The 19,971-nt window shown below is 70.7% G+C and carries 22 protein-coding genes; 9 read left to right on the forward strand and 13 right to left on the reverse strand.

The window, feature by feature from the left end:
- Positions 1-11: 11 nt before the first annotated feature.
- The 3 genes from GA0070562_RS15185 to GA0070562_RS15195 form a co-directional block, all read right to left on the reverse strand.
- Positions 12-812: an ABC transporter permease gene (locus GA0070562_RS15185; RefSeq protein WP_091421455.1), complete on the reverse strand. Its 801-nt coding sequence runs from the start codon at positions 810-812 to the stop codon at positions 12-14.
- Between the two features lie 23 nt (positions 813-835).
- Positions 836-1,726 (reverse strand): ABC transporter ATP-binding protein, encoded by an 891-nt coding sequence (locus GA0070562_RS15190; RefSeq protein WP_091421458.1) that lies wholly within the window; start codon positions 1,724-1,726, stop codon positions 836-838.
- A gap of 109 nt (positions 1,727-1,835) precedes the next feature.
- Positions 1,836-2,579, reverse strand: a complete 744-nt coding sequence (locus tag GA0070562_RS15195) for an SDR family NAD(P)-dependent oxidoreductase (protein WP_091421463.1) — start codon at positions 2,577-2,579, stop codon at positions 1,836-1,838.
- A 139-nt stretch (positions 2,580-2,718) separates the two neighbouring features.
- On the opposite strand from GA0070562_RS15195, the gene GA0070562_RS15200 reads away from it, so the two are divergent.
- Positions 2,719-3,570 carry an alpha/beta hydrolase gene (locus GA0070562_RS15200; protein ID WP_091421468.1) on the forward strand — a complete coding sequence of 284 codons (852 nt, stop codon included), beginning with the start codon at positions 2,719-2,721 and terminating at the stop codon, positions 3,568-3,570.
- A gap of 55 nt (positions 3,571-3,625) precedes the next feature.
- Here GA0070562_RS15200 and GA0070562_RS30910 read toward each other — a convergent pair whose 3' ends face one another.
- The 3 genes from GA0070562_RS30910 to GA0070562_RS15210 form a co-directional block, all read right to left on the reverse strand.
- Positions 3,626-3,754, reverse strand: coding sequence for a hypothetical protein (locus tag GA0070562_RS30910; protein WP_018787132.1), 129 nt, complete (start codon positions 3,752-3,754; stop codon positions 3,626-3,628).
- A gap of 80 nt (positions 3,755-3,834) precedes the next feature.
- Complete coding sequence (locus GA0070562_RS15205; protein ID WP_013287870.1) at positions 3,835-4,089, reverse strand: hypothetical protein; 255 nt, start codon at positions 4,087-4,089, stop codon at positions 3,835-3,837.
- A complete protein-coding gene (locus GA0070562_RS15210) occupies positions 4,086-4,400 on the reverse strand; it encodes a DivIVA domain-containing protein (RefSeq protein ID WP_030271676.1) in 315 nt (104 codons plus the stop codon). Before GA0070562_RS15210 ends, GA0070562_RS15205 begins: the two co-directional genes overlap by 4 nt.
- 271 nt (positions 4,401-4,671) lie before the next feature.
- Here GA0070562_RS15210 and GA0070562_RS15215 point away from each other — a divergent pair, with 271 nt between their 5' ends.
- On the forward strand, positions 4,672-5,508 hold the full coding sequence (locus GA0070562_RS15215) for a helix-turn-helix domain-containing protein (RefSeq protein WP_091421470.1): 837 nt from the start codon (positions 4,672-4,674) through the stop codon (positions 5,506-5,508).
- Between the two features lie 37 nt (positions 5,509-5,545).
- Complete coding sequence (locus tag GA0070562_RS15220; protein ID WP_091422051.1) at positions 5,546-5,746, forward strand: DUF397 domain-containing protein; 201 nt, start codon at positions 5,546-5,548, stop codon at positions 5,744-5,746.
- A 111-nt stretch (positions 5,747-5,857) separates the two neighbouring features.
- Here the strand turns inward: GA0070562_RS15220 and GA0070562_RS29960 are convergent, their stop codons facing one another.
- The 3 genes from GA0070562_RS29960 to GA0070562_RS15230 all read right to left on the reverse strand — a co-directional run bounded on the left by GA0070562_RS29960 (position 5,858) and on the right by GA0070562_RS15230 (position 9,305).
- A complete protein-coding gene (locus tag GA0070562_RS29960; RefSeq protein WP_139135461.1) occupies positions 5,858-7,456 on the reverse strand; it encodes a hypothetical protein in 1,599 nt (532 codons plus the stop codon).
- Between the two features lie 4 nt (positions 7,457-7,460).
- The gene (locus GA0070562_RS15225) at positions 7,461-8,198 is read right to left on the reverse strand and encodes a hypothetical protein (protein ID WP_091421473.1); all 738 of its coding nucleotides are present in this window, start codon (positions 8,196-8,198) and stop codon (positions 7,461-7,463) included.
- Between the two features lie 837 nt (positions 8,199-9,035).
- Positions 9,036-9,305: a type II toxin-antitoxin system prevent-host-death family antitoxin gene (locus GA0070562_RS15230; protein WP_091421477.1), complete on the reverse strand. Its 270-nt coding sequence runs from the start codon at positions 9,303-9,305 to the stop codon at positions 9,036-9,038.
- A 97-nt stretch (positions 9,306-9,402) separates the two neighbouring features.
- Between GA0070562_RS15230 and GA0070562_RS15235 the strand changes: the two genes are divergently transcribed.
- Positions 9,403-10,542, forward strand: coding sequence for a site-2 protease family protein (locus GA0070562_RS15235; protein WP_091421481.1), 1,140 nt, complete (start codon positions 9,403-9,405; stop codon positions 10,540-10,542).
- Position 10,543: 1 nt separating this feature from the next.
- Here the strand turns inward: GA0070562_RS15235 and GA0070562_RS15240 are convergent, their stop codons facing one another.
- Complete coding sequence (locus GA0070562_RS15240) at positions 10,544-11,770, reverse strand: FAD-binding protein (protein ID WP_091422055.1); 1,227 nt, start codon at positions 11,768-11,770, stop codon at positions 10,544-10,546.
- Positions 11,771-11,837: 67 nt separating this feature from the next.
- Here GA0070562_RS15240 and GA0070562_RS15245 point away from each other — a divergent pair, with 67 nt between their 5' ends.
- A complete protein-coding gene (locus GA0070562_RS15245) occupies positions 11,838-12,251 on the forward strand; it encodes a hypothetical protein (RefSeq protein ID WP_091421484.1) in 414 nt (137 codons plus the stop codon).
- Between the two features lie 339 nt (positions 12,252-12,590).
- Here the strand turns inward: GA0070562_RS15245 and GA0070562_RS15250 are convergent, their stop codons facing one another.
- Positions 12,591-13,520, reverse strand: a complete 930-nt coding sequence (locus tag GA0070562_RS15250) for an LLM class F420-dependent oxidoreductase (protein ID WP_091421488.1) — start codon at positions 13,518-13,520, stop codon at positions 12,591-12,593.
- Positions 13,521-13,607: 87 nt separating this feature from the next.
- Here GA0070562_RS15250 and GA0070562_RS15255 point away from each other — a divergent pair, with 87 nt between their 5' ends.
- Together GA0070562_RS15255 and GA0070562_RS15260 are read left to right on the forward strand one after the other, a co-directional pair.
- Entirely contained in the window at positions 13,608-13,916 is a 309-nt protein-coding gene (locus tag GA0070562_RS15255; RefSeq protein WP_013475589.1) for an ArsR/SmtB family transcription factor, read from the forward strand.
- A 3-nt stretch (positions 13,917-13,919) separates the two neighbouring features.
- A complete protein-coding gene (locus GA0070562_RS15260; protein ID WP_091421491.1) occupies positions 13,920-14,441 on the forward strand; it encodes an SRPBCC family protein in 522 nt (173 codons plus the stop codon).
- A 9-nt stretch (positions 14,442-14,450) separates the two neighbouring features.
- Here the strand turns inward: GA0070562_RS15260 and GA0070562_RS15265 are convergent, their stop codons facing one another.
- A complete protein-coding gene (locus tag GA0070562_RS15265) occupies positions 14,451-14,834 on the reverse strand; it encodes a hypothetical protein (RefSeq protein WP_091421494.1) in 384 nt (127 codons plus the stop codon).
- 127 nt (positions 14,835-14,961) lie between these two features.
- Here GA0070562_RS15265 and GA0070562_RS15270 point away from each other — a divergent pair, with 127 nt between their 5' ends.
- Both GA0070562_RS15270 and GA0070562_RS15275 read left to right on the forward strand, forming a co-directional pair.
- Positions 14,962-15,918: an ATP-binding cassette domain-containing protein gene (locus GA0070562_RS15270; protein WP_091422060.1), complete on the forward strand. Its 957-nt coding sequence runs from the start codon at positions 14,962-14,964 to the stop codon at positions 15,916-15,918.
- Complete coding sequence (locus GA0070562_RS15275) at positions 15,915-16,742, forward strand: ABC transporter permease (RefSeq protein WP_091421496.1); 828 nt, start codon at positions 15,915-15,917, stop codon at positions 16,740-16,742. The genes GA0070562_RS15270 and GA0070562_RS15275 overlap by 4 nt, the downstream gene beginning before the upstream one ends.
- A 65-nt stretch (positions 16,743-16,807) precedes the next feature.
- On the opposite strand, the gene GA0070562_RS15280 is transcribed toward GA0070562_RS15275, so the two are convergent.
- Positions 16,808-19,948, reverse strand: a complete 3,141-nt coding sequence (locus GA0070562_RS15280) for an AfsR/SARP family transcriptional regulator (protein WP_091421500.1) — start codon at positions 19,946-19,948, stop codon at positions 16,808-16,810.
- Positions 19,949-19,971: the final 23 nt, after the last annotated feature.

The following is a 19,971-nucleotide window of genomic DNA, read 5'->3' on the forward strand; positions in this document are numbered from 1 at the left end:
CTAGTGCCACCTCAGACGCGTGTGGTGTCCCGGCGGAACAGCCGGGCCGCGCCGAGGCCGAAGAACGCGGTCCAGGCGGTCACGTTCGCCACCGCCGCCCAGTCCACCCCGGTGCCGGTCAGTGGCGCGCGGGCGAGCTGACCGACCCCGTACACCGGGGTGAACTTGGCGATCTGCTGCATCACGTCGGGCAGCAGCTCCAGCGGGACGAACAGGCCGCCGAGCATGGCCAGGATGGCCAGCGCCGGGCCCATGAACTGCATGACGTTCTCGGCCGGGGCGAGGTAGCCGACGAACAGCCCGAACGCGGCGAACACGAGCGCGCCGATCCAGGCGGTCAGCCCGGACTCCACCCAGACATGGGCCGGCAGCCGCACCCCGGAGGCGGCGCCGACAGCGAACTCCACGAGGACGCCGAGCAGACCGAGCACCATCGCGGTGGCCACCTTCGTCGCCACGTACGCGGCCGGACGCAGCGGGGTCAGCCGCAGTTGCCGGCTCCAGCCCAGCGCGCGTTCGGTGGCCACCGCCGCGCCGGCGCTCGTGGTGGCCACCATCGCCGCGTACACGGCCAGGCTGATCATGATCCAGCCGGTGACCGGCAGCCCGTTGTCCAGCTTCTCGCCGCGCGTGGGCAGCCCGAACAGCAGGAAGAACACGGCCGGCATGACCAGGATGAACAGCAGCGTACGGCGGTTGCGCAGCACCCGGCGTATCTCGATGCCGAGCACCGGCGCGCAGAAGCCGCCGAGCGCGGGCGGTCGGCGGGCGGCCGTGCGGGCGCCGGTGGTGGACGAGGTCGTGGCGGTCATGGCAGGGCTCCCGGCGGGTCGGTTCAGGCGGAGGCGGTCAGGGTGAGGAACGCGTCCTCGAGGTTGCGTGAGGTGATCTCCAGATCCCGGGCGCCGGTACGGGTCAGCAGGTGCCGGGCCACCACGTCGGAGTCCTCGCTGTGCACCAGCACCACGTCGCCGCGTACCTCGACCGACCGGACGCCCGGCAGCGCGGCGAGCGCGGCCTGGTCGGCACCGGGCAGCGTCGCCCGCACGACCCGGCCGGCGGCCAGGTTCTTGATCTCGGCGGTGGTGCCGTCGGCGACCACGCAGCCCTGGCGGATCAGCACGATCCGGTCCGCGTACGCGTCGGCCTCGTCCAGGTAGTGGGTGGCGAACAGGACGGTCCGGCCGGAGCGGGCGTCGGCCCGGATCGCCTGCCAGAAGTCGCGGCGGCCCTCGACGTCCATGCCCGTGGTCGGCTCGTCCAGCACCATCAGGTCCGGGTCCGGCAGCAACGCGAGCGCGAACCGCAGGCGCTGCTGCTGACCGCCCGAGCACTTGCCCACCGCGCGGTCGGCGATCCCGGTGATGCCGGCGCGCTCCAGCACCTCCGCCACCGGCCGGGTGTGGCCGTAGAAGTGCGCGGTCATCCGTACCGTCTCGGCGACGGTGAGGTCCTTGAGCAGGCCGCCGGTCTGCATCACGGCGGCGACCCGGCCGAGCCGGACGGCGTCCGCCGGGTCACCGCCGAAGAGGCGGACCGTGCCGGCGTCCGGGCGGGCCAGCCCGAGCAGCATGTCGACGGTGGTGGTCTTGCCGGCGCCGTTGGGACCGAGGAACGCCACCACCTCACCGGGGGCGATCCGCAGGTCGAGCCCGTCGACGGCGGTCACCGCGCCGAAGGTCTTGGTGAGTCCGGCCAGGTCCACGGCCGGTACGGAATCGGTCATGTCCCGATGCTCCGGCGCGCGGTGTCCGGTTCCCCGGAGCGGCAGTCACCTTCCGGCCGTGACATTTGTCAGGCGGTCACACCGCCGACGCCGGACGTTCGGGATCCGCTCAGGCTGTCGCGCCGCCGTCGACCGCGATCGACGCGCCGGTGATGTGCCGTCCGCCGGCGCCCACCAGGTGACTGACAGTCGCCGCCACGTCTTCCGGATCCGCGTACCGGCCGAGGGCGATGTGCGACCGCTGCCCGTCCGCGCCCGCGCTGTCCGCCGGGTTCATGTCGGTGTCGGTCGAGCCGGGCAGGATCAGGTTGACGGTGATCCCACGCGGACCGAGTTCCCGGGCGAGCGCCCGGGTCAGCCCGTTCACGGCGCTCTTGGTCATCGCGTACGCGCTCACCCCCGGTGCCGGGACACGGCTGGCGAAGCTGCTGCCGATGTTGACGATCCGCCCACCCGCACCCATGTGGCGTACCGCCGCCTGGGTGGCGAGGTAGACCCCGCGCACGTTCACCGCGATCGCCCGGTCCAGGGCGTCGAGGCTGACCGACTCGATCGGCCCACCCGCGAACACCCCGGCGTTGTTGACCAGGACGTCCAACCGCCCGAACTCGGCGACGGTCCGTTCCACGGCGCCGACCACGGCCGTCGCGTCGGTACTGTCCGCATTGATCGCCACGCCGGTCCGGCCGTACGCCTCGATCTGGGCCACCACGGACTTCGCGCTGTCCTCCGCGGTGCGGTAGGTGAACGCGACGTGGTGGCCGTCCTCGGCCAGCCGGCGCGCGACGGCGGCGCCGATACCCCGGCTCCCGCCCGTTACCAGGGCAACCCTGTCGGCAAGTCTGACCGTCATGCCGTCATCCTGACAGTCGACTCAGGACCCTGATCGTCCGGGTCACCCGTCCATTTCCTGTCCGTCCGATCAGACAGGATTGCCGGCACCCAGTCCGGGTACGCGCGGGCCGTCCAGCGGCGAAACGGGGAGACCAGACATGAGCGCACCGACGGGACGGGTCGACACGATCGTGCTCATCCACGGCCTCTGGATGACCTCACGAAGTTGGGAGCACTGGGCGCAGCGGTACGCCGCGCGCGGCTTCCGGGTGCTCACGCCCGCCTGGCCCGGCATGGACCGCGAGGTCGAGGAGCTTCGGGCCGACCCGGCGCCGATCGCCGCGCAGCGCATCGCCGACATCGCCGACCACTACGAGGCGATCGTCAGGGACCTGCCGCGTCCGCCGATCATCATGGGCCACTCGTTCGGCGGCCTGGTCGCCCAGGTGCTGCTGGACCGGCGCCTCGGCGCCGCAGTGGTCGCTGTGCACCCCGCGCCGGTACGGGGCGTGCTCAAGCTGCCGCCGAGCACGCTGCGCTCCGGGTATTCGATCCTGCACAACCCGGCCAACCGGCACCGCGCCGTGCCGTTCACCCCGGAGGACTTCCGGTACGCCTTCGGCAACACCATCAGCCAGGAGCAGTCCGACGCCGCCTGGGAGCGGTACGCCGTACCGGGCGCCGGGCACGTGCTGTTCGAGGCCGCGTTCGCCAACCTGGACCCGAACTCGGCCACCGAGATCGACAAGAAGCGCAGCGACCGTGCCCCGCTGCTGATCACCGCGGGCGGTGAGGACCACGTGGTTCCCGCAACCTTGGCCAGCTCGATCGCCAACCTCTACCGGAGTTCGACGGCGCTCACCGGCTACCGGGAGTTCCCCGGCCTGTCGCACTTCGTCGGCGGCGAACCGGGCTGGGAGGAGGAGGCGGACTTCGCCCTGGAGTGGGCGGTGGAGGCGGCGAACGAGTTCTCCCCGACGGTGGTCGCCGAGGCCCCGCGACGACGCTGACCCACGGGGGGTGGGGCCGCCGGGAGTAGCGCCGAGGTGTCCAGGACGAGCCCGTTCACGCGCCAGCCGCCCTGTCGCCCCCGAATTGGCGCAGCCACTCCATGTTCCGGTCGTGCTGCTCGTCGGTGATCGGCGGCTGTTGTGCCAGCCTCCGGCGGGCCCGCTCGACGTCCTCGTCGGTCACTGCATAACCGATGTTCTCGACCGCGGCTCGTGCATATTCCGCTCCCGGTTGCGGGCGTCCGACGCTGCTCCGGCGCATGCTCATCGCGGCCGGAACCGCCGGGAGCACTCACCGTCGTGTCCGGGCCGGAGTAGACACCGCTGCCCGCCGGGCAGTAACCGGTCGCAGAACACCCAGTGGCGGACGTTCTGGTCGTCCTCCGCCGAGACAGTGGTGCCGCCGGGCTCGGTCTGCGGCAGAACGTGGGTCCAGTGCGCCACCACCCGGGCCAGCCGCTGAGCGGAGAGCAGGTCGTTGACGACGACCGGCAGGTGGATCACCCATCGCTCGGTCACCTGTCGTATCCCCGTTCGTTTCGGGCCTGGGCCTGCTCCGACTGCCAGCGACGCAGCGCGTTCTTGATCCGGTCGGTCTCCCGGCGGCTCTGGGCCAGCGCGTCGTAGACCGCTGCCAGGTCGCCGGCGACGCGGTCGAGGAACTCCCGCACCTCCTGCGGGTCGAGCCCGCGCCGGCCCAGCGGGGTCGTCCGGAAGCTCCGCTCACGGACCTGCCAGGGACGCAGCGGGTGGTAGGCCGACGAGCGGTAGCAGGTCGATCCGAGGACCGACCGCCGGCGACGCCGGACACGCCGAAGGAAGACGCGCATGACAGGACCTGCCTCTCACCGTCGAGATCGAACCGTGGAAGGGGTGGGTCCGTCGGCCCGCCCCGCACCGGCGGACCCACCCCGGCACCTGCCACCGCAGCCTTCGACCAGCAGTACGTCAGCAGGGCACAACGCGTGGCCCAGGTCGACACCCGATGACCCAGCCGATCCGGCCACTCACTCATCGTGCAGTGGACCGCCCCCTGTGCGCAACTCCCGATTCGGGATGATGTCATTGCGAAGCTCGTCCGCTTCCGCCACACTGACCGGCATGACTGGAAGCCCGACCGTCCGACGTCGACGCCTGGCCGCTGCCCTCCGTCGCCTCCGTGAGCAGACCGGCATGACCGCCGACCAGGCCGCCAAGGAGGTGGGGATCTCGAAGTCGGCGATCAGCCGCATCGAGAACGCCCAGGTGTCCGTCATGCCGCCGGTCGCCCGTGGACTTCTTGAGCTGTACGGGGTGGAAGGCGACGAGGTGGACGCACTCGTCCAGGTCGCCCGCGATGCCCGCAAGCGCGGCTGGTGGCAGGCGTACGACGACGTGCTGCCGGACTGGTTCGAGGTCTACGTCGGGCTGGAGGCCGAGGCGGCCGAGATCCGCACCTTCCAGCCGCAACTGATTCCGGGTCTACTCCAGACCGCCGACTACGCCCGCGCGGTCATCCGCGCCGAGCACCCGGACGCCCCGACCGACGAGGTGGACCGGCGGGTCGAGTTGCGCATGCGCCGTCAGGACACTGAAACTCCGCCGAAGCTCTGGGTGGTGCTGGACGAAGCCGCACTACGGCGCCCGGTCGGCGGCGCGGAGCTGTTCGCGGCGCAGTTGCGGCGACTGGCCGAGGAGGCGGACCGGCCCGGCCGCACCATCCAGATCCTGACCTTCGGCGCGGGCGAGTACGGGTCGATGGGCAGCGCCTTCAGCGTGCTGACCTTCCCCGAGCCGGCCGATCCGGGGGTCGTCTACGTCGAGACCCGCGCGGGTAGCCTCTATCTCGAAGGCCAACAGGTGAGGGAGTACAGCCGCGTCTTCGAGCACCTGGTCGCCACGGCGGCCGGCGCCCGGGAGTCGCGCGACCTCATCTTGGGGGCGATCGACGAGCTATGAGAGGACGGCGCGGGTGGAAGAGGCCAACCAGGCGACGATGACCTGGCGCAAGAGCACCCGTAGCAACGGTTCCGGCGACTGCGTCGAGGTCGCCGACAACCTGCCCAGCGTGGTCGGGCTACGCGACAGCAAGGACCCCAACGGACCCATCCTCATATTCGCGCCTCACGCATGGGTCGCATTCGTGGAGTGCCTGAAGGGCAGAGCATCCGGTCATTCATCGACATGTGCAGCTTAGAAAATAAGAGGGTGTTCACCTGTTCGGGCCGTCAAGCGGGTTGAGGTTGCGGCGTTTTTGATGGGTGGCACGCCACCTCGGGTGAGGTGCCCCGAGATTGCGCCATCATCGTCATCCTGATAGGTACTCAAGTACTGCAGCAACCGCCGCATTACGCATTTGACGTGCTCTCACCAAACCGACGTAGTGCGCTTGCCTGAACGTACTTTCGTCAGAAGCAAGCACTTTCCCAATCGTTTCCAACCCGAGTCCTCGCAGCTTGCCTCGCTGAAAATCGGTAAGGTCCAGAATTTCTATGGACGCTTGCAAGCGAGCCTGGAGAGCTTGATTATTCCCATCTTCGAATTTTTCTAGCGACATTTTGTCAATAGGGCGGTACGAAGCGTGGTTAGCACCGTATTCGATCATCCTCTTCACAGACAGGGCGCGCCTCAGCGTCATGCCATATGCAACCGACTCCGGGTCGAGCGCGATCTGACAACCAAGATTGACCATGTAGCGCGTTCCAACCTCGCTTCTGGTAGCTCGAACCCCAGAAACACCTTCCTGAAGGATCCCGCTATAGCACAAGAGACGAAGCGCTTCTCGAACAGCCTGCGGAGCATCGCGATGGATCCATAGGTAAGATGAAGCCTCACCGGCCCCACCACGTCTTTGATTACGGGAATAAAGGTCAGGGAGAACCTGGCTTTCAATGAAGCTCCGGCCCCAGTCAATCAATTCCCTGTGACCCGGATAACGCTCAGCGAGGCTCGAATGCTCCCCCCAGATCTCCTCACGGTAGTACTGCCGAATCGTTTCCTGGGCATTCCGTCTATTGAACGGCGAACTGCGGGCAACCGTTTTCAACAGGATGCGAGGGTTGCCCGTTGATGCATATGCCAGCGCGTCGAATACCTCCCCATACTGGCCAATAGCTTTAGCAAGCGAACCGTCCTGCCTTAAAACCAGCTCCCGCATAGCCCGCGCATACCCCTCACCGGTCACATTCCGATCCAGGCTGTGGAGGGTGGCATCGTGAGTAGGCTGAAACGATTCACCGAATGCGGTCGCCCCCGGGTAGACGGCTGCCTTCACAGAAAGATAGGGACTCCTGAGGTCGCGCATCAAGGTGAAGAATTGACGTTGCTGCTGCGGAATGAATACATGGGCAGCCTCATCCACGAAGAGAGCGACACGCTTGAGTCCTGTATGCCTACAAAGGTCCTCAACCGCGTCCCGCAGAAGCTCCGGGCCCGGAATTTCGGCGGCCGGGTCTTTTTCCGAGTTGGTTCTCCATGCGTCCTCGAAAAGCTGCTCGACTAGCTCCATAGCCGACGGATCAACTTCACTGCCACCTCGCATAGCAGCAATAGCCGAACCTCCAGGAAGTCCAAGTCCGGCCGATGTTGCTGCGCGGATTATGCGATTGCAGATCTTGGCAATCATCCATGCCAAGAACCTTTCGGCCGTAGGGTTCGTTATCAGCGAGGCACGCGCAAAAGTGACGTAAACAGGCAGTATTCGCTCCTCGGCAAAGTCTCTACCCAACTCCGCCTCTGCGGTTCTCAAAAGGAAAGACTTCCCAACCCCACGGCTTCCTCTAAGAATAACAGGGGAACGGCCCTTCAAACTGTCGATGATCTGGCGGTCCGTGGGGGTTTCGACGAGATACCCCAGTACCTCGTCAACTCGGATGTCCTCAGTTCGGAAGAACAGCTCGCCGGCCATTTGCCTATTCCCCTTCGATAGGCAGGCCAAACCGCCTGCGCACTTCCTTTAGGTGCCCAAACGAGGACTCGACAGTGAAGGCTAGACGTCCACTTTGGTCGCCACCCCCTAGCAGTTCATCACCATACCTGGCATAGAGAAGGAATAGAACGGTTCTCGCGGACTTGACGGCCGTCGCCAACCAGTCTTGCAACACCAGAGGGGAGAACTGCATGGCATCCGGCAGCAGGCTTGTTACAGCCACTTTACCGTGAATAAATTGAGAACAATGCCGGTAGGCGCTAGCAGCATCCTTGGCAAATTGAGCCGCATCCTTCGCGGCAGTTTCGCTGAACTCTCGGACGAATGAAGGGGCCATGACGCCGTCATTCTCATCTAGCGCCTTCGCCCATGAGAAGTCGGCTCGGTCTGCCACCCATCTCCGCCTGTGTAGTTCATTGGCGGAAAAGTACACCGAGGCAAAACTGAGCTCAAGGAACAGCCTTAGGCCGGCGTAGGCGTGGAGGTAGAGGCCCGCGCTTGCGGCGTAGATGGCGAAGCCCAGCTCGCGGCGCGCCGCCGTCAACTGACCAACCTCCGGCCGTCCGAGAAGTTCCTGCTCCCAAGCCATAACATCCAGGTCCAGCTGTAGTAATTGACCGAGACTCGAGCCATGCCCGCCGGTGGCTTGCCGGATGTTTTTTTCGACTTGGTTGTGCAGTTCCAGTAGGTGGATGTCAATAGCCGACTGGGGATTGGTCACAGTGTCCTCCGAAGATCCTCAGTCGCGATTGCTCAATCATCTAGGCCTGCGCACGCCATACCGACCGCACGCCGCCCGAATCATAGAGGCACCGCCACCGGCGCAATTGTCAAATACCCGACACGATAAGCAATCGTCGCACCTAGTGAGGCAAACGTAGATGGGCTAGAGCCCACGCGCTTCCGGCACATGGAGGAGGTCTAGGGCCGATAGGGCCGAGATGTCCGAGTTGTAGCATGTCATCTCGCCGTCGAGGTGGTGAGGAAGCAGCGCTGAACCCATACAGGCGGGCTACATGAAGGGGTGCACTGATCCCGCAGGGCTCAATCTCCACCAAACTGTTGCACGGCAGCAGCAACCGCTTCGCCGGGCACGCCGGGCTGGCTACCGAGCCGTGTCAAGCCGGTGTCAAGGCGCTCGCTGGCAAACCCATGGCCGGCCGCGCATCCCGGTTCGGGGACTACCGCATTGTCTATACCGGCCGCGATAGGAACTGATCGTCCTCGTTGTTCACCTTGGCCACCGCAGCGATGTCTACGACACGCCTTGAGCATGAGTCCGGCCAGCCATCCAGACTCGCTGCCTCAGGCTCGGCAAGCTGGACGCGCCGAGGGAACGCCCATCTCGTACAGGCAGGCAGGGAGCGGGACAGCTGCGGTGTGAGCTGCTCAGCTCGGTGGGGTGGACTCCGGCACAGGAGCTAGCTGGCGGGCGTCCCTCCCGAAAGGACAGGGGCGAGGGCAGCGACAAGCGGGCTGCACGGGCAGATCGAGCTTGCGCAAAAGTTGGCAGCGGCTCGATCGACATGTACAGCGAAGGCCGGCCCGGGTGGCAGGGTCAAAGTTCGAGTTCGTCGCGCAGGTCGGCCAGTGGGACAGGGCCCTCACCAGCGTCGATACGGGCCAGCGCATCGCGGGCCGCCGAGACGTCTGCGGCATCCTCAGCTCGCTCGATCGCCTCGGCAAGCTCGGCCGGGACGATAGCGGCCAGGCGCTGCCCCCGGCGGGTCACGTAGGTGATCCGCCCGGCGTAGTAAGCACGCGACACGACATCCGCGAGCCTGTCTCGGGCGTCGGAGATCGGAAGTTCGGCAGCGGGCTCGCTCATATTCCCGATCGTACGACTCGTACGACTCGTGCAAGTCGCCATCTGCCCGTCCGTCCGGCCCTGGTGTGCGGGTGGGTCCGCCGGGTATGACGGGAACATGAGGGCGAGTTTCCGTCTGGGTCGGATCGCTGGCGTACCGGTCGGCGTCAACTGGAGTGTCCTGGTCATCTTCGTGCTGATCGCGTGGGCGCTGTCGGCCAGCCTGTTCCCCGCCTCGTACCCCGGTCACTCCCCCGTCGCCTACATCGCGGCCGGCCTGGCCGCCGCCGTGGTCTTCTTCCTCGGCCTGCTCGCCCACGAGGTCGCGCACGCGGTGGTCGCCAAGCGCAAAGGCATCGAGGTCGAGGGCATCACGCTGTGGCTGTTCGGCGGCGTCGCCGAGCTGAAGGGCGAGGCGAAGGACCCGGGTGCCGAGTTGCGGATCGCCGGGGTCGGGCCGCTGGTCAGCCTGATCATCGGCGTGGTCTTCGCGGCGATCGCGGTGGCCGTGGCCGCCGCGGGTGGGCACGGGCTGCTGCTCGGTGCGCTGGCCTGGCTGGCGGGCATCAACGTGCTGCTGGCGATCTTCAACGTGCTGCCCGCCGCGCCACTGGACGGCGGACGGCTGCTGCGCGCGGCGGTGTGGAAGTTCACCGGCGATCGGACCAAGGCGTCGGTGGTGGCGGCGCGTGCGGGCTGGGTGCTCGGCGTCGTGCTGATCGGGCTGGGGCTGTGGCGGTTCTTCACCGGCGCCGGGTTCGGCGGGCTGTGGCTGGCGCTGATCGGCTGGTTCCTGCTCGGCGCCGCCGGCCAGGAGGAACGCGCCGCCCGGATGGGCGACGCCCTGCGCGGCGTCCGGGTGGGCGACGTGATGACGCCGCAGCCGCAGACCGCGTCCGGCGACCTCACAGTGGCCGACTTCGTCGACCACTACCTCTTCGCGTACCGGCACTCCGCGCTCCCACTGACCGTCGACGGCAAGCCGGTCGGTCTGGTCACGCTCGATCGGGTACGCGGCATCGCGGCGGACCGCCGCGCGTCGACCACGCTGGCCGAGGTGTCCTGCCGGGCCGACGAACTGGTGCTCGCCCGCCCGGAGGAACAGCTCACCGACCTGCTGCCCCGGCTCAACGAGTGCACCGACGGCCGGGCGCTCGTGGTGATCGACGACCAGTTGGTCGGCATCGTCTCGCCCAGCGACATCAGCCGCGCGGTGCAGCGCGGCAGCCTGCGCCAGCAGGTGCCGGCCGGGCGCTGACTCAATCTCGGGGGAAGTAGCGGTCCATCTCGGCGGTGCGGAACTTCCCCTTCGGGTCGAACTCGCGCAGCAGCGCGGCGAAGTCGGCGTGCCGGGGGTAAGCGGCGGCGGGATCGCGCTCGAACAGCTTCCCCCAGTGCGGGCGCGGCGCGAACGGGGCGAGCCGCGCCTCCACCTCGGCCAGCACCGGCGCGACAGCCACCGGATCGCCGATCCAGGTGAAGTGCAGCGCCAGCGAGTCGCGCCGGTAGTTCGGGCTCAGCCACAGCTCGTCGGCGGCGATCGTCCGCAGCTCGCAGATCTGGAGTACGGCGGCGATCCGCTCGGCGACCGGGTCGAGCGCGGCGAGCGCCGCCGCCGCGTCGGCGCGGGCCACGTGCCACTCGGACTGCAACTCGTCGCCGCTGCTGGGGGTGAAGCCGAGCCGGAAGTGCGGCAGCCGCTCGTGCCACGGCCCCGGCTCGCCGAGCTGCGCCGTGCAGTGCTCCGGCGACATGCCGGGCACCGGGTGCCGGGGCGAGTCGGCGGCCACCGTGTCCAGCCAGTCGGCGGGCGGCGGCGCCTGGTCGGCGTACTGCTTCACCCACACCTGGTCGAGGCGCTCCGAGCGCCACGAGGTGAAGACGCTGACGCTGTACGCGGCGTCCAGCGCCTCGTCCAGCGCCGCGCGGGGCAGGCCGAGCCGGACGTGCTGGCGCACCGCGTACGTGGGCACCACGTCGAGCGTGAGCCGGGTGACCACGCCCAGCGCGCCCAGGTTGACCACCAGCCCCGCGAACCACGGGTCGGTCCGGTCGACGGTGATCAGGTCGCCGTCGGCGGTGACCAGTTCCAGCGCGGCGACGGCGGCAGCGAGGTTGCGGTTCCGCGCGCCGGAGCCGTGGGTGGCGGTGGCCACCGAGCCGGCCACCGAGATGTGCGGCAGCGAGGCGAGGTTCGCCAGCGCGTACCCCTGCGCCTGGAGCGCGGTGGCCAGGTCGCCGTAGCGCAGGCCGGCCGCGACGGTGACGGTGCCGCGATCGGGGTCGAGCGCGACGGTGGGCGGCAGGCCGTCCAGCGCGATCTGGGTACCGGTGGTGTCGCCGAGCCGGTTGAACGAGTGGCCGGTACCGACGGCCCGGACCAGGTCGGCCTCCGCGACCAGCCGCCGCAGCTCGTCGGTCGAGGTCGGCCGCGATCGGGTACGCGCCGACCAGCTGACGTTTCCGGCCCAGTTGGTGTCCGTCATGCGCTGCATCATGCGCCATCATGCGCCGGCAGGGTTGCCCCGGCCACTCGGCGGGAATCCTGGCGGGATGAGCAGCTACCGCGACCCGAGCCTCCGCGGCGACGTGTACCCGTCGGAGGAGGAAATCGACCCGACCGGCGTGGACCCCGACGCTGCGGAGATGCCGCCTGCCGCTGTGGAGGTGGCGCCCACCGCTGTGGGGGTGGGGCCCGTGGCGACCGCGCCGGTGCCGGGGCCCACGCCGGAGCCCGAGCCGGCTCCGGTGCCCCACCCGGGGCCGCCGCCGCGCCAGGGGGTGGCCAGGTCGATCGTGACCCGGCACCTGGACGGTTCCGTCGAGGTGGTGACCGACCTCGACGGCGACGGTGTGGCCGACGTGGTGCAGGTCGACCTGGACGGCGACGGCGTGCCCGACGTGACGCTCCTGGACAGCGACCGCGACGGCCGCCTGGACACGGTTCGCCGCGCAACCCCACGCTGACGCGCCCGGCGCACGCGCGACTCCGCGACGATCTTGGAGTTACTGACGCCCGGATTGTCGGTGCGCGAGGCTTGGCTCCACGATCTCGGGGCGCCCACACCGTTGATCATGCAGTTACGGCCCCGACAAGAGCCGTAAATCCGGCACCGAAGGGGCCGCAACTGCAAGATCGCGGGTTTGGTGGGGGGGTGCGGGAGGGCGCCTCCCGTAACGCGAGATGTCGTTCCGCAAGGTGGGACCGATGGAGATCTTGGTACGAAAGGGCCCCTATGGGGGCCGTTTGGTACCAAGATCTCGACGGGAGCCGGAAGGCGGGACGGGCGGCGGGCAGGGGCCCGGTCAGATCTGGGGCATCACCTCGGCGGCTACCAGCTCCAGGTGGTCCAGGTCGGCCAGGTCGAGCACCTGGAGGTAGACGCGCGAGCTGCCCGCCTCGGCATACCGGCCGATCGTGTCGACCACCTCGGCGGGCGTGCCGGCGGCGCCGTTGGCGCGCAGCTCGTCGGGGTCACGGCCGATCGCCTCGGCGCGGCGCTTCACCTCGGCCTCGTCGCGGCCACAGCAGAGCACGAGCGCGTTCGACCAGGTCATCGTGGACGGATCGCGGTCGATCTCGGCGCAGGCGTCGCGCACGCGCCGGAACTGCGCCACGGTGTCCTCGACGGAGGCGAACGGCAGGTTGAACTCGTCGGCGTACCGGGCGGCCAGGCGGGGCGTGCGCTTCGGTCCCATGCCGCCGAGCAGGATCGGCGGGCGGGGGCGCTGCACCGGCTTGGGCAGTGCGGGCGAGTCGCTGACCGGGTAGTACGTGCCGGGGAAGTCGAACGTGGAGCCCGCCGGGGTGGACCAGAGCCCGGTGATCACCGCGAGCTGTTCCTCCAGCCGGTCGAACCGCTCCCCCAGCGGTGGGAACGGGATGCCGTACGCGGTGTGCTCCTCGGCGTACCAGCCGGTGCCGATGCCCAGCTCGATCCGGCCGCCGCTCATCTGGTCGACCTGCGCCACGGTGATCGCCAGCGGGCCGGGCAGCCGGAACGTGGCAGCGGTCATCAGCGTGCCGAGCCGGATCCGGGTGGTGTCGCGGGCCAGGCCGGCGAGCGTGGTCCACGCGTCGGTCGGGCCGGGGTCGCCGCTCACCGAACCCATCTTGAGGTAGTGGTCGGAGCGGAAGAACGCGGCGAAGCCGGTCTCCTCCGCGCGGCGGGCGACCGCGAGGAGCTGGTCGTATGTGGCGCCCTGCTGGGGTTCGGTGAAGATCCGCAGTTCCATCCCCCGAGCATATGGAGCCGGCCGGGCCGGGGCAGCGCGACCTGTCATTCCTTGCCAGGCATATAACTGGTAAGGCATATTGCGAGGGTGACCGTCGACGCCTTCACCGTGCTGGCCGAGCCCTCCCGCCGCCGCATCCTGGACCGGCTGCGCCGGGCGGAGAGCAGCGTGGGCGAGCTGGTGGACGCGCTGGGCATGAGCCAGCCGGCCGTCTCCAAGCACCTGCGGGTGCTCCGCGACGCCGGCCTGGTCACCTGCCGTACGGCCGCGCAGCGGCGGATCTACCGCGTCGACGTCGCGCCGCTACGAGCAGTCGACGACTGGCTCGGGCCGTACCGGTCGATGTGGACCGCGCACCTCGACGCCCTGGAACGCCATCTCGACAGTCAGGAGTGACAGATGGACCGCGACACGTTCCGTCCCGGCCCGCTCGCCCGGGTGGAGCTGGCACCCGAAAACGAACTGGTCTTCGTCCGCGAGCTGCGGCACCCGCCGGAGAAGGTGTGGGCCGCGCTCACCGACCCGGATCGGCTCGCCGAGTGGGCGCCGTTCCTGGCCGACCGCGACCTGGGCCGTACCGGTGACGCCGTGCTCAGCACCGTCGACGGCGACCAGAGTCACCCGGCACCGGCCCGGGTGCTGCGCGCCGACCGGCCGAACCTGCTGGAGTACACCTGGGGCGACGACCTGCTCCGCTGGGAGCTGACCGCCACCGGTGACGGCACCACGCTCACGCTGCGGCACCGGGTCGACCGGCCCGGCCTCGCCCCGATGACGGCCGCCGGCTGGCACCTCTGCCTCGACGTCGCCGCGCACCTGCTCGACGGCGACCCGGTCGGCCCGATCCGGGGCGCGGAGGCGAAGGACTTCGGCTGGGCGGAACTGCGCGACGCGTACGCCGAACGCCTGGACCACGGCTGACGCCGGCCGTCACCCGGCCCGGCGGCGCAGCCAGCCGGCGGCCCCGCCGACGAGCGTCGTCCCGATGGTGGTGCCGATGGCCACCAGCGCCGCCCCGACCGCCCACAGGCCGGTGTCGTCGGTCGAGGCGGCGTGCACCGCCCACGGGACGGTGAACGCCACTGTCATCACTGTCGCCACCAGCCAGATGTTCAGCCACCAGCCGGCGACGGCGGCCAGCGCGCCCAGGGTCAGCACCGCGGCGGCGACCTGCCAGACCGCGTACGGCCCGCTCATGTCGCCGGTCTGCGGGTCCACGGTCCAGCCGGACTCCCAGCTCAGCCAGGCCGCCCAGGCACCGGCCGTGGCCAGCGCCAGGAACAGACCGCCGAGCAGCGTACGTCTCGTCGTCACGCCACCGATCCTGCCCGGCCGGCGGGGCTGGGCGAATGAGCACGCGTACTCGATTCCGCCGCCGCGCACACGGCGGTGTGCGCGGCGTGTGCGCCCGGTGCCAGCGACCCCGGTCATCGTCGGCGTCATGAGTTACGCATTCGAGGCAGAGGGCCTGGTCAAGCGGTTCGGTACGACGACCGCGCTGGCCGGGATCGACCTCGCCGCACGCCGGGGGACCGTGCTGGGAGTGCTGGGGCCCAACGGCGCCGGCAAGACCACAGCGGTGCGGATCCTCGCCACACTGTTGCGCCCCGACGAGGGCCGCGCCACTGTCGGCGGCCACGACGTGGTCACCGACGCCGCCCGGGTACGCCGGCTGATCGGGCTGACCGGCCAGTACGCCTCGGTCGACGAGGACCTGACCGGCACCCAGAACCTGGTGCTGATCGGCCGGCTGCTCGACCTGAACCGCCGCGAGGCGCGGGCGCGGGCGGCGGAGCTGCTCGCCTGGTTCGGCCTGACCGACGCGGCCGGGCGCCCGGCCAAGACGTACTCCGGGGGTATGCGCCGCCGCCTGGATCTGGCCGCGAGCCTGGTCGGCCGGCCGGAGGTGATCTACCTGGACGAGCCGACGACCGGCCTGGACCCGGCCAAGCGGGAGGAGATGTGGGGCGTGGTCCGCTCGCTGGTCGACGACGGGTCGACGGTGCTGCTGACCACGCAGTACCTGGACGAGGCCGACGCGCTCGCCGACGAGATCTCGGTGATCGACCACGGCCGGGTCATCGCGCACGGTACGCCCGGCGAGCTGAAGCGGATCGCCGGCAGCCAGACGATCGTGGTCCGGCCGACCGATCCGGGCCGGATCGGCGCGGTCGCCGAGATCCTGCGCGCCAGTACCGGGGCGGATCCCGAGCTGCCCCGGCCGGGACTGCTCACCGTGCCGGTGGACAGCGACGCCACGTTCACCACTGTGGTCCGCCGGCTCGACGAGGCCGGCATCGGAGTGGTCGAGCTGGCGTTGCGGCTGCCCAGCCTCGACGAGGTGTTCTTCACGTTGACCGGCCACGGCGCCGAGGAGCCCACGGAGGTGGCGGCATGACCACGACCACACGTACGGCGGCGGCGACGCCGTCCCGGGCCGGCGCCGCCCACGCCGCCGGCCGTCCGTTCGGGATGGCCCGGCACAGCCTCGCGCTGGCCGGCCGCAGCCTGATCAAGACGATCCGGACCCCGGAGCAACTGCTGGACGTCACGCTCCAGCCGATCGTCTTCGTGCTGATCTTCGTCTACCTGCTCGGCGGCGCGGTCGCCGGCTCGCAGCACGAGTACCTCCAGTTCCTGCTCCCCGCGATCATGGTGCAGACCGTGCTGTTCGCGTCCATCGCCACCGGCGTCAGCCTCAACACCGACGTCGAGAAGGGCGTCTTCGACAGGTTCCGCAGCCTGCCGATCGCCCGGTCCGCGCCGCTCGTCGGCTCGGTGGTCGGCGACCTGGTCCGGTTCGTGGTCTCCATCGTGGTGCTGCTGGGGTTCGGGTACGCGCTCGGCTTCCGGATCGGCACCGACCCGCTGTCCGCGCTCGCCGCCTGCCTGCTGACCATCGCGTTCGCGTTCGCGGTCAGCTGGATCGGCGTCCTGCTCGGGGTGCTGATGCGCAGCCCCGGCGCGGTGCAGGGCACGGCGTTCCTGCTGCTGTTCCCGCTGACCTTCGGCACCAACATGATGGTGCCGACGGACACGCTGCCCGGCTGGTTGCAGTGGTGGGTGGGGGTCAACCCGGTGGCCGACGTGATGGAGGCGGCCCGGGGCCTGATGGTCGGTGGCCCGGTGGCCGGGCCGGTGAGCCGGTCGCTGCTCTGGACCGTGGCGATCATCGCGGTCTTCGCGCCGCTCGCGGTCCGCGCCTACCGACGCCGGGCGTGACCCGGCCCGCCTACCGACGCCGCGCCTGAGCCGCCCGCGCCGCTCCTGACCGGGCGGCACGCCGGTCACCGAGCCGGGTCGCCGCCCACGAACGCGAGGGCGTCGGCCCGGCTGCGGCCGTTGCCCCGGGCGTACGCGGCGGCGTAGCCCTCCTCGCCCAGCTCGGCGCGCAGCCGCTCGGCGAGCCGCTGCGCGTCCGGGTTGGACCGGTCGGGCCGGCCGCGCAGCGAGTCGGAGACGCCGAGCAGTTCGGCGGCCGGCCCGTACCGGCCCTCCGCCGCCGCCAACGCCACCCAGCCGACAGTGACGATCGCGATCACCGGCATGTCCCGGGCGGCGAGGGCCGGCGTGGTCGCCTCGTCGAGGTGCCGGCGCGCACCCGCCAGGTCATCGCGGGCCAGCGCCAGGTGGCCCATCTCGGCCAGCAGCAGGCCGCGGAACTGCGGGGCGACAAGCGGCGTCTCGGCCTGGCGGCGCATCGCCTCGTCGAGGCACTCCTGCGCCTCGTCCAGCGAGCCGTCGGAGCGGGCGATGCTGCCGAGCATCATCAGCCCGAACGCAGCGTCCCGGCCGTCCCGGTCGGTCACGAACCGGCGCAGTTCGGCCTTGGCGCCGGCCACGTCACCGGCGCGGGCCCGGATGGCGGCGAGCCAGATCAGCTGGAAGCCCGGCTCCGAGGCCGGGTTGAGTTCCCGGGCCAGCCGCACCGACTCCTCCAGTGCCGCGGTCGCCGCGTCGAAGTCGCCGCGTTTGGTGAGCGCGTCCGCGTACTCGCTGAGCACGTGCGACAGACTCATCCGCTCGCCGACCGCGCGCAGCTCCGCGGCGGCGTCGGTCAGGTCGCGGAGCATGCCCTCGGCGTCGCCGTCGTTCTCCTTGAACTTGCCGCGTATCCCCAGCAGCGTGCCGTCGGTCCACGGGTCGGGGTGCCCGCGCGCCCGGTCGATCGCCGCGATCCCGGCCGCCGTGTCGTCGCCGAAGATCGACAGCATCGGTGCGAGCAGCCCCACGATCGGGTGCTTGGTCCCCTCCGCCGCCCGCAGGGTCGTGGTCAGCTCGGCGATCTGCTCCGGCGTCGGCCCCTGCTCGCCGCGTGCCAGCTCCGAACCGATGCGGATGGCGAGCACCACCGCCCGCTCCTCCGCCGGTGCCGGGCCGGGCAGCGCCAGCGCCCGGGCCAGCACGTCACCGCCGATGCCACCGTCGTCGCCCCAGATCACCAGCGGCAACGCGAGCCCCGCGCCGATCCGCAGCGCGGTGTCGGCGTCACCGGCGTCGCAGGCGTAGTGCAGCGCGCCGACGACGTTCTCCCGTTCCGCCTCCAGCAGCCGCAGCCACGGCAGCTGACCGGCGGTCCGCAGGTGCGGCTCCGCGGTCCGGACCAGCTCCCGGAAGTACGCCGCGTGCGCGGCGCGCGCCCCGGCCACCGCCCCGGCGGCGGCGAGCCGTTCCAGCCCGTACTCCCGGATGGTCTCCAGCATCCGGAACCGCCCGTCGCCGACGACCTGGAGCAGCGACTTGTCGACGAGCGCGTCGAGCAGCGCGGCGGCGGCCGGGCCGGCGACGCCGGCCGCCGAGTCGGCGGTGACCGACGCCGGAAAGACCGCGAGCCGTTCGGCGAGCCGTCGCTCGTCGTCGGTGAGCAGCCCCCAGCTCCAGTCCACCACCGCCCGCAGCGTGCGGTGCCGGGGCAGCGCGGTGCGGCTGCCGCCGGTGAGCAGCCGGAACCGGTCGTCCAGCCCGGCCGCGACCTGCTGCGGCGACAGCGTCCGCAGCCGCGCCGCAGCGAGTTCGATCGCCAGCGGCAGGCCGTCGAGCCGCCGGCAGATCTCCAGCACGGCCGCCACGTTGTCGCCGGTCACCGCGAACCCGGCCCGCACTGCCGTGGCCCGGTCGCGCAGCAACTGCACCGACGGGTACGCGAGCGCGTCGCCCGGCGTCGCGTCCGCCGGTGGCAGGCGCAACGGCGGTACGGGGTCCAGCGCCTCACCGACGATGCCCAGCGGCTCCCGGGAGGTGGCCAGGACGCGCAGTCCCGGGCAGTGCCCGAGCAGTTCCTCGGCGAGCCGGGCGGCGGCCTCGACGACGTGTTCGCAGTTGTCCAGCACGATCAGCGTCTCGTCGGTGGCGATCGTCTCCACCAGGCGGCCGAGCGTGTCGCGGGCCGGTGGGCGTACCGGTTCCAGCGTCCGGTCCCGGCGGCCGAGTGTGTCGAGCACGGCCCGGGGCACGTCCGCCGGATCGGTGATCGGCGCCAGCTCTACCAGCCAGGCCCCGCCGGGTACGCCGTCCGCCAGCCGGCCCGCCGCCACGCTCGCCAGCCGTGTCTTGCCCGCTCCGCCCGGCCCGAGCAGGGTCACCAGCCGGTTGCCGGCGAGCAGCCCGGTGAGCCGGGCCAGGTCCTCGTCGCGCCCGACGAACGTGGTGAGCGCCGACCGCAGGTTGCCCCGCCGCGCGGGCGCCGGCTGCTGCGGGACCGCCTCGCCGCGCAGCAGTTCCAGGTGCGCGGCCCGCAGCTGCGGCGACGGGTCGACGCCCAGTTCGTCGGCGAGCCGCTGCCGGATCCGCTCGTACGCGGCCAGCGCCTCGGCGGGCCGTCCGGCCGCGGCGAGCGTGCGCAGGTGCAGTTCGGCCAGCCGCTCCCGCAGCGGATGCGCGTCGGTCAGCTCCCCCAGCTCGGCGACGATCAGCTCCGGCCGCCCGGTCCGCAGCTCCGCCTCGATCCGGTCCTCCTGCGCGGTGAGCCGCAGCTCCGCCAGCCGCACCACCGCTGCCGCCGCGTACGGCGCGTCGGCGACCTCGGCAAGCGCCGGTCCCCGCCACAGCGCGAGCGCGTCCCGCAACGTCGTCCGCGCCGCCGACGCGTCTCCGTCGCGCAGCGCCGCCCGTCCCTGCCGGGTCAGCCGCTCGAATCGCCCGGCGTCCACGTCGTCCGGGTCGAGGTCGAGCCGGTAGCCGGCCGGGCCGCTGCGTACCCCGAGCCCGGGCACCGCCCGGCGCAGCCGCGACACGAGCGTCTGCACGGCGTTGGCGGTGTCGGTCGGCGGCTCGTCGCCCCAGAGCGCCTCGGCCAGCGCGGGCACGCTCACCGGCCGGCCCGGGTCCAGGGCGAGGCGGATCAGCAGGGCCCGCAGCCGCGCCCCGGCGACGTCGACGAGCCGATCGCCGTCGCGGACCTCAAGCGGCCCGAGGATCCCCACCCGCACCGTGCCACTCTCTCATCCTCAGT

This window comes from Micromonospora tulbaghiae (assembly GCF_900091605.1).
In the GTDB taxonomy this organism is placed as follows: domain Bacteria; phylum Actinomycetota; class Actinomycetes; order Mycobacteriales; family Micromonosporaceae; genus Micromonospora; species Micromonospora tulbaghiae.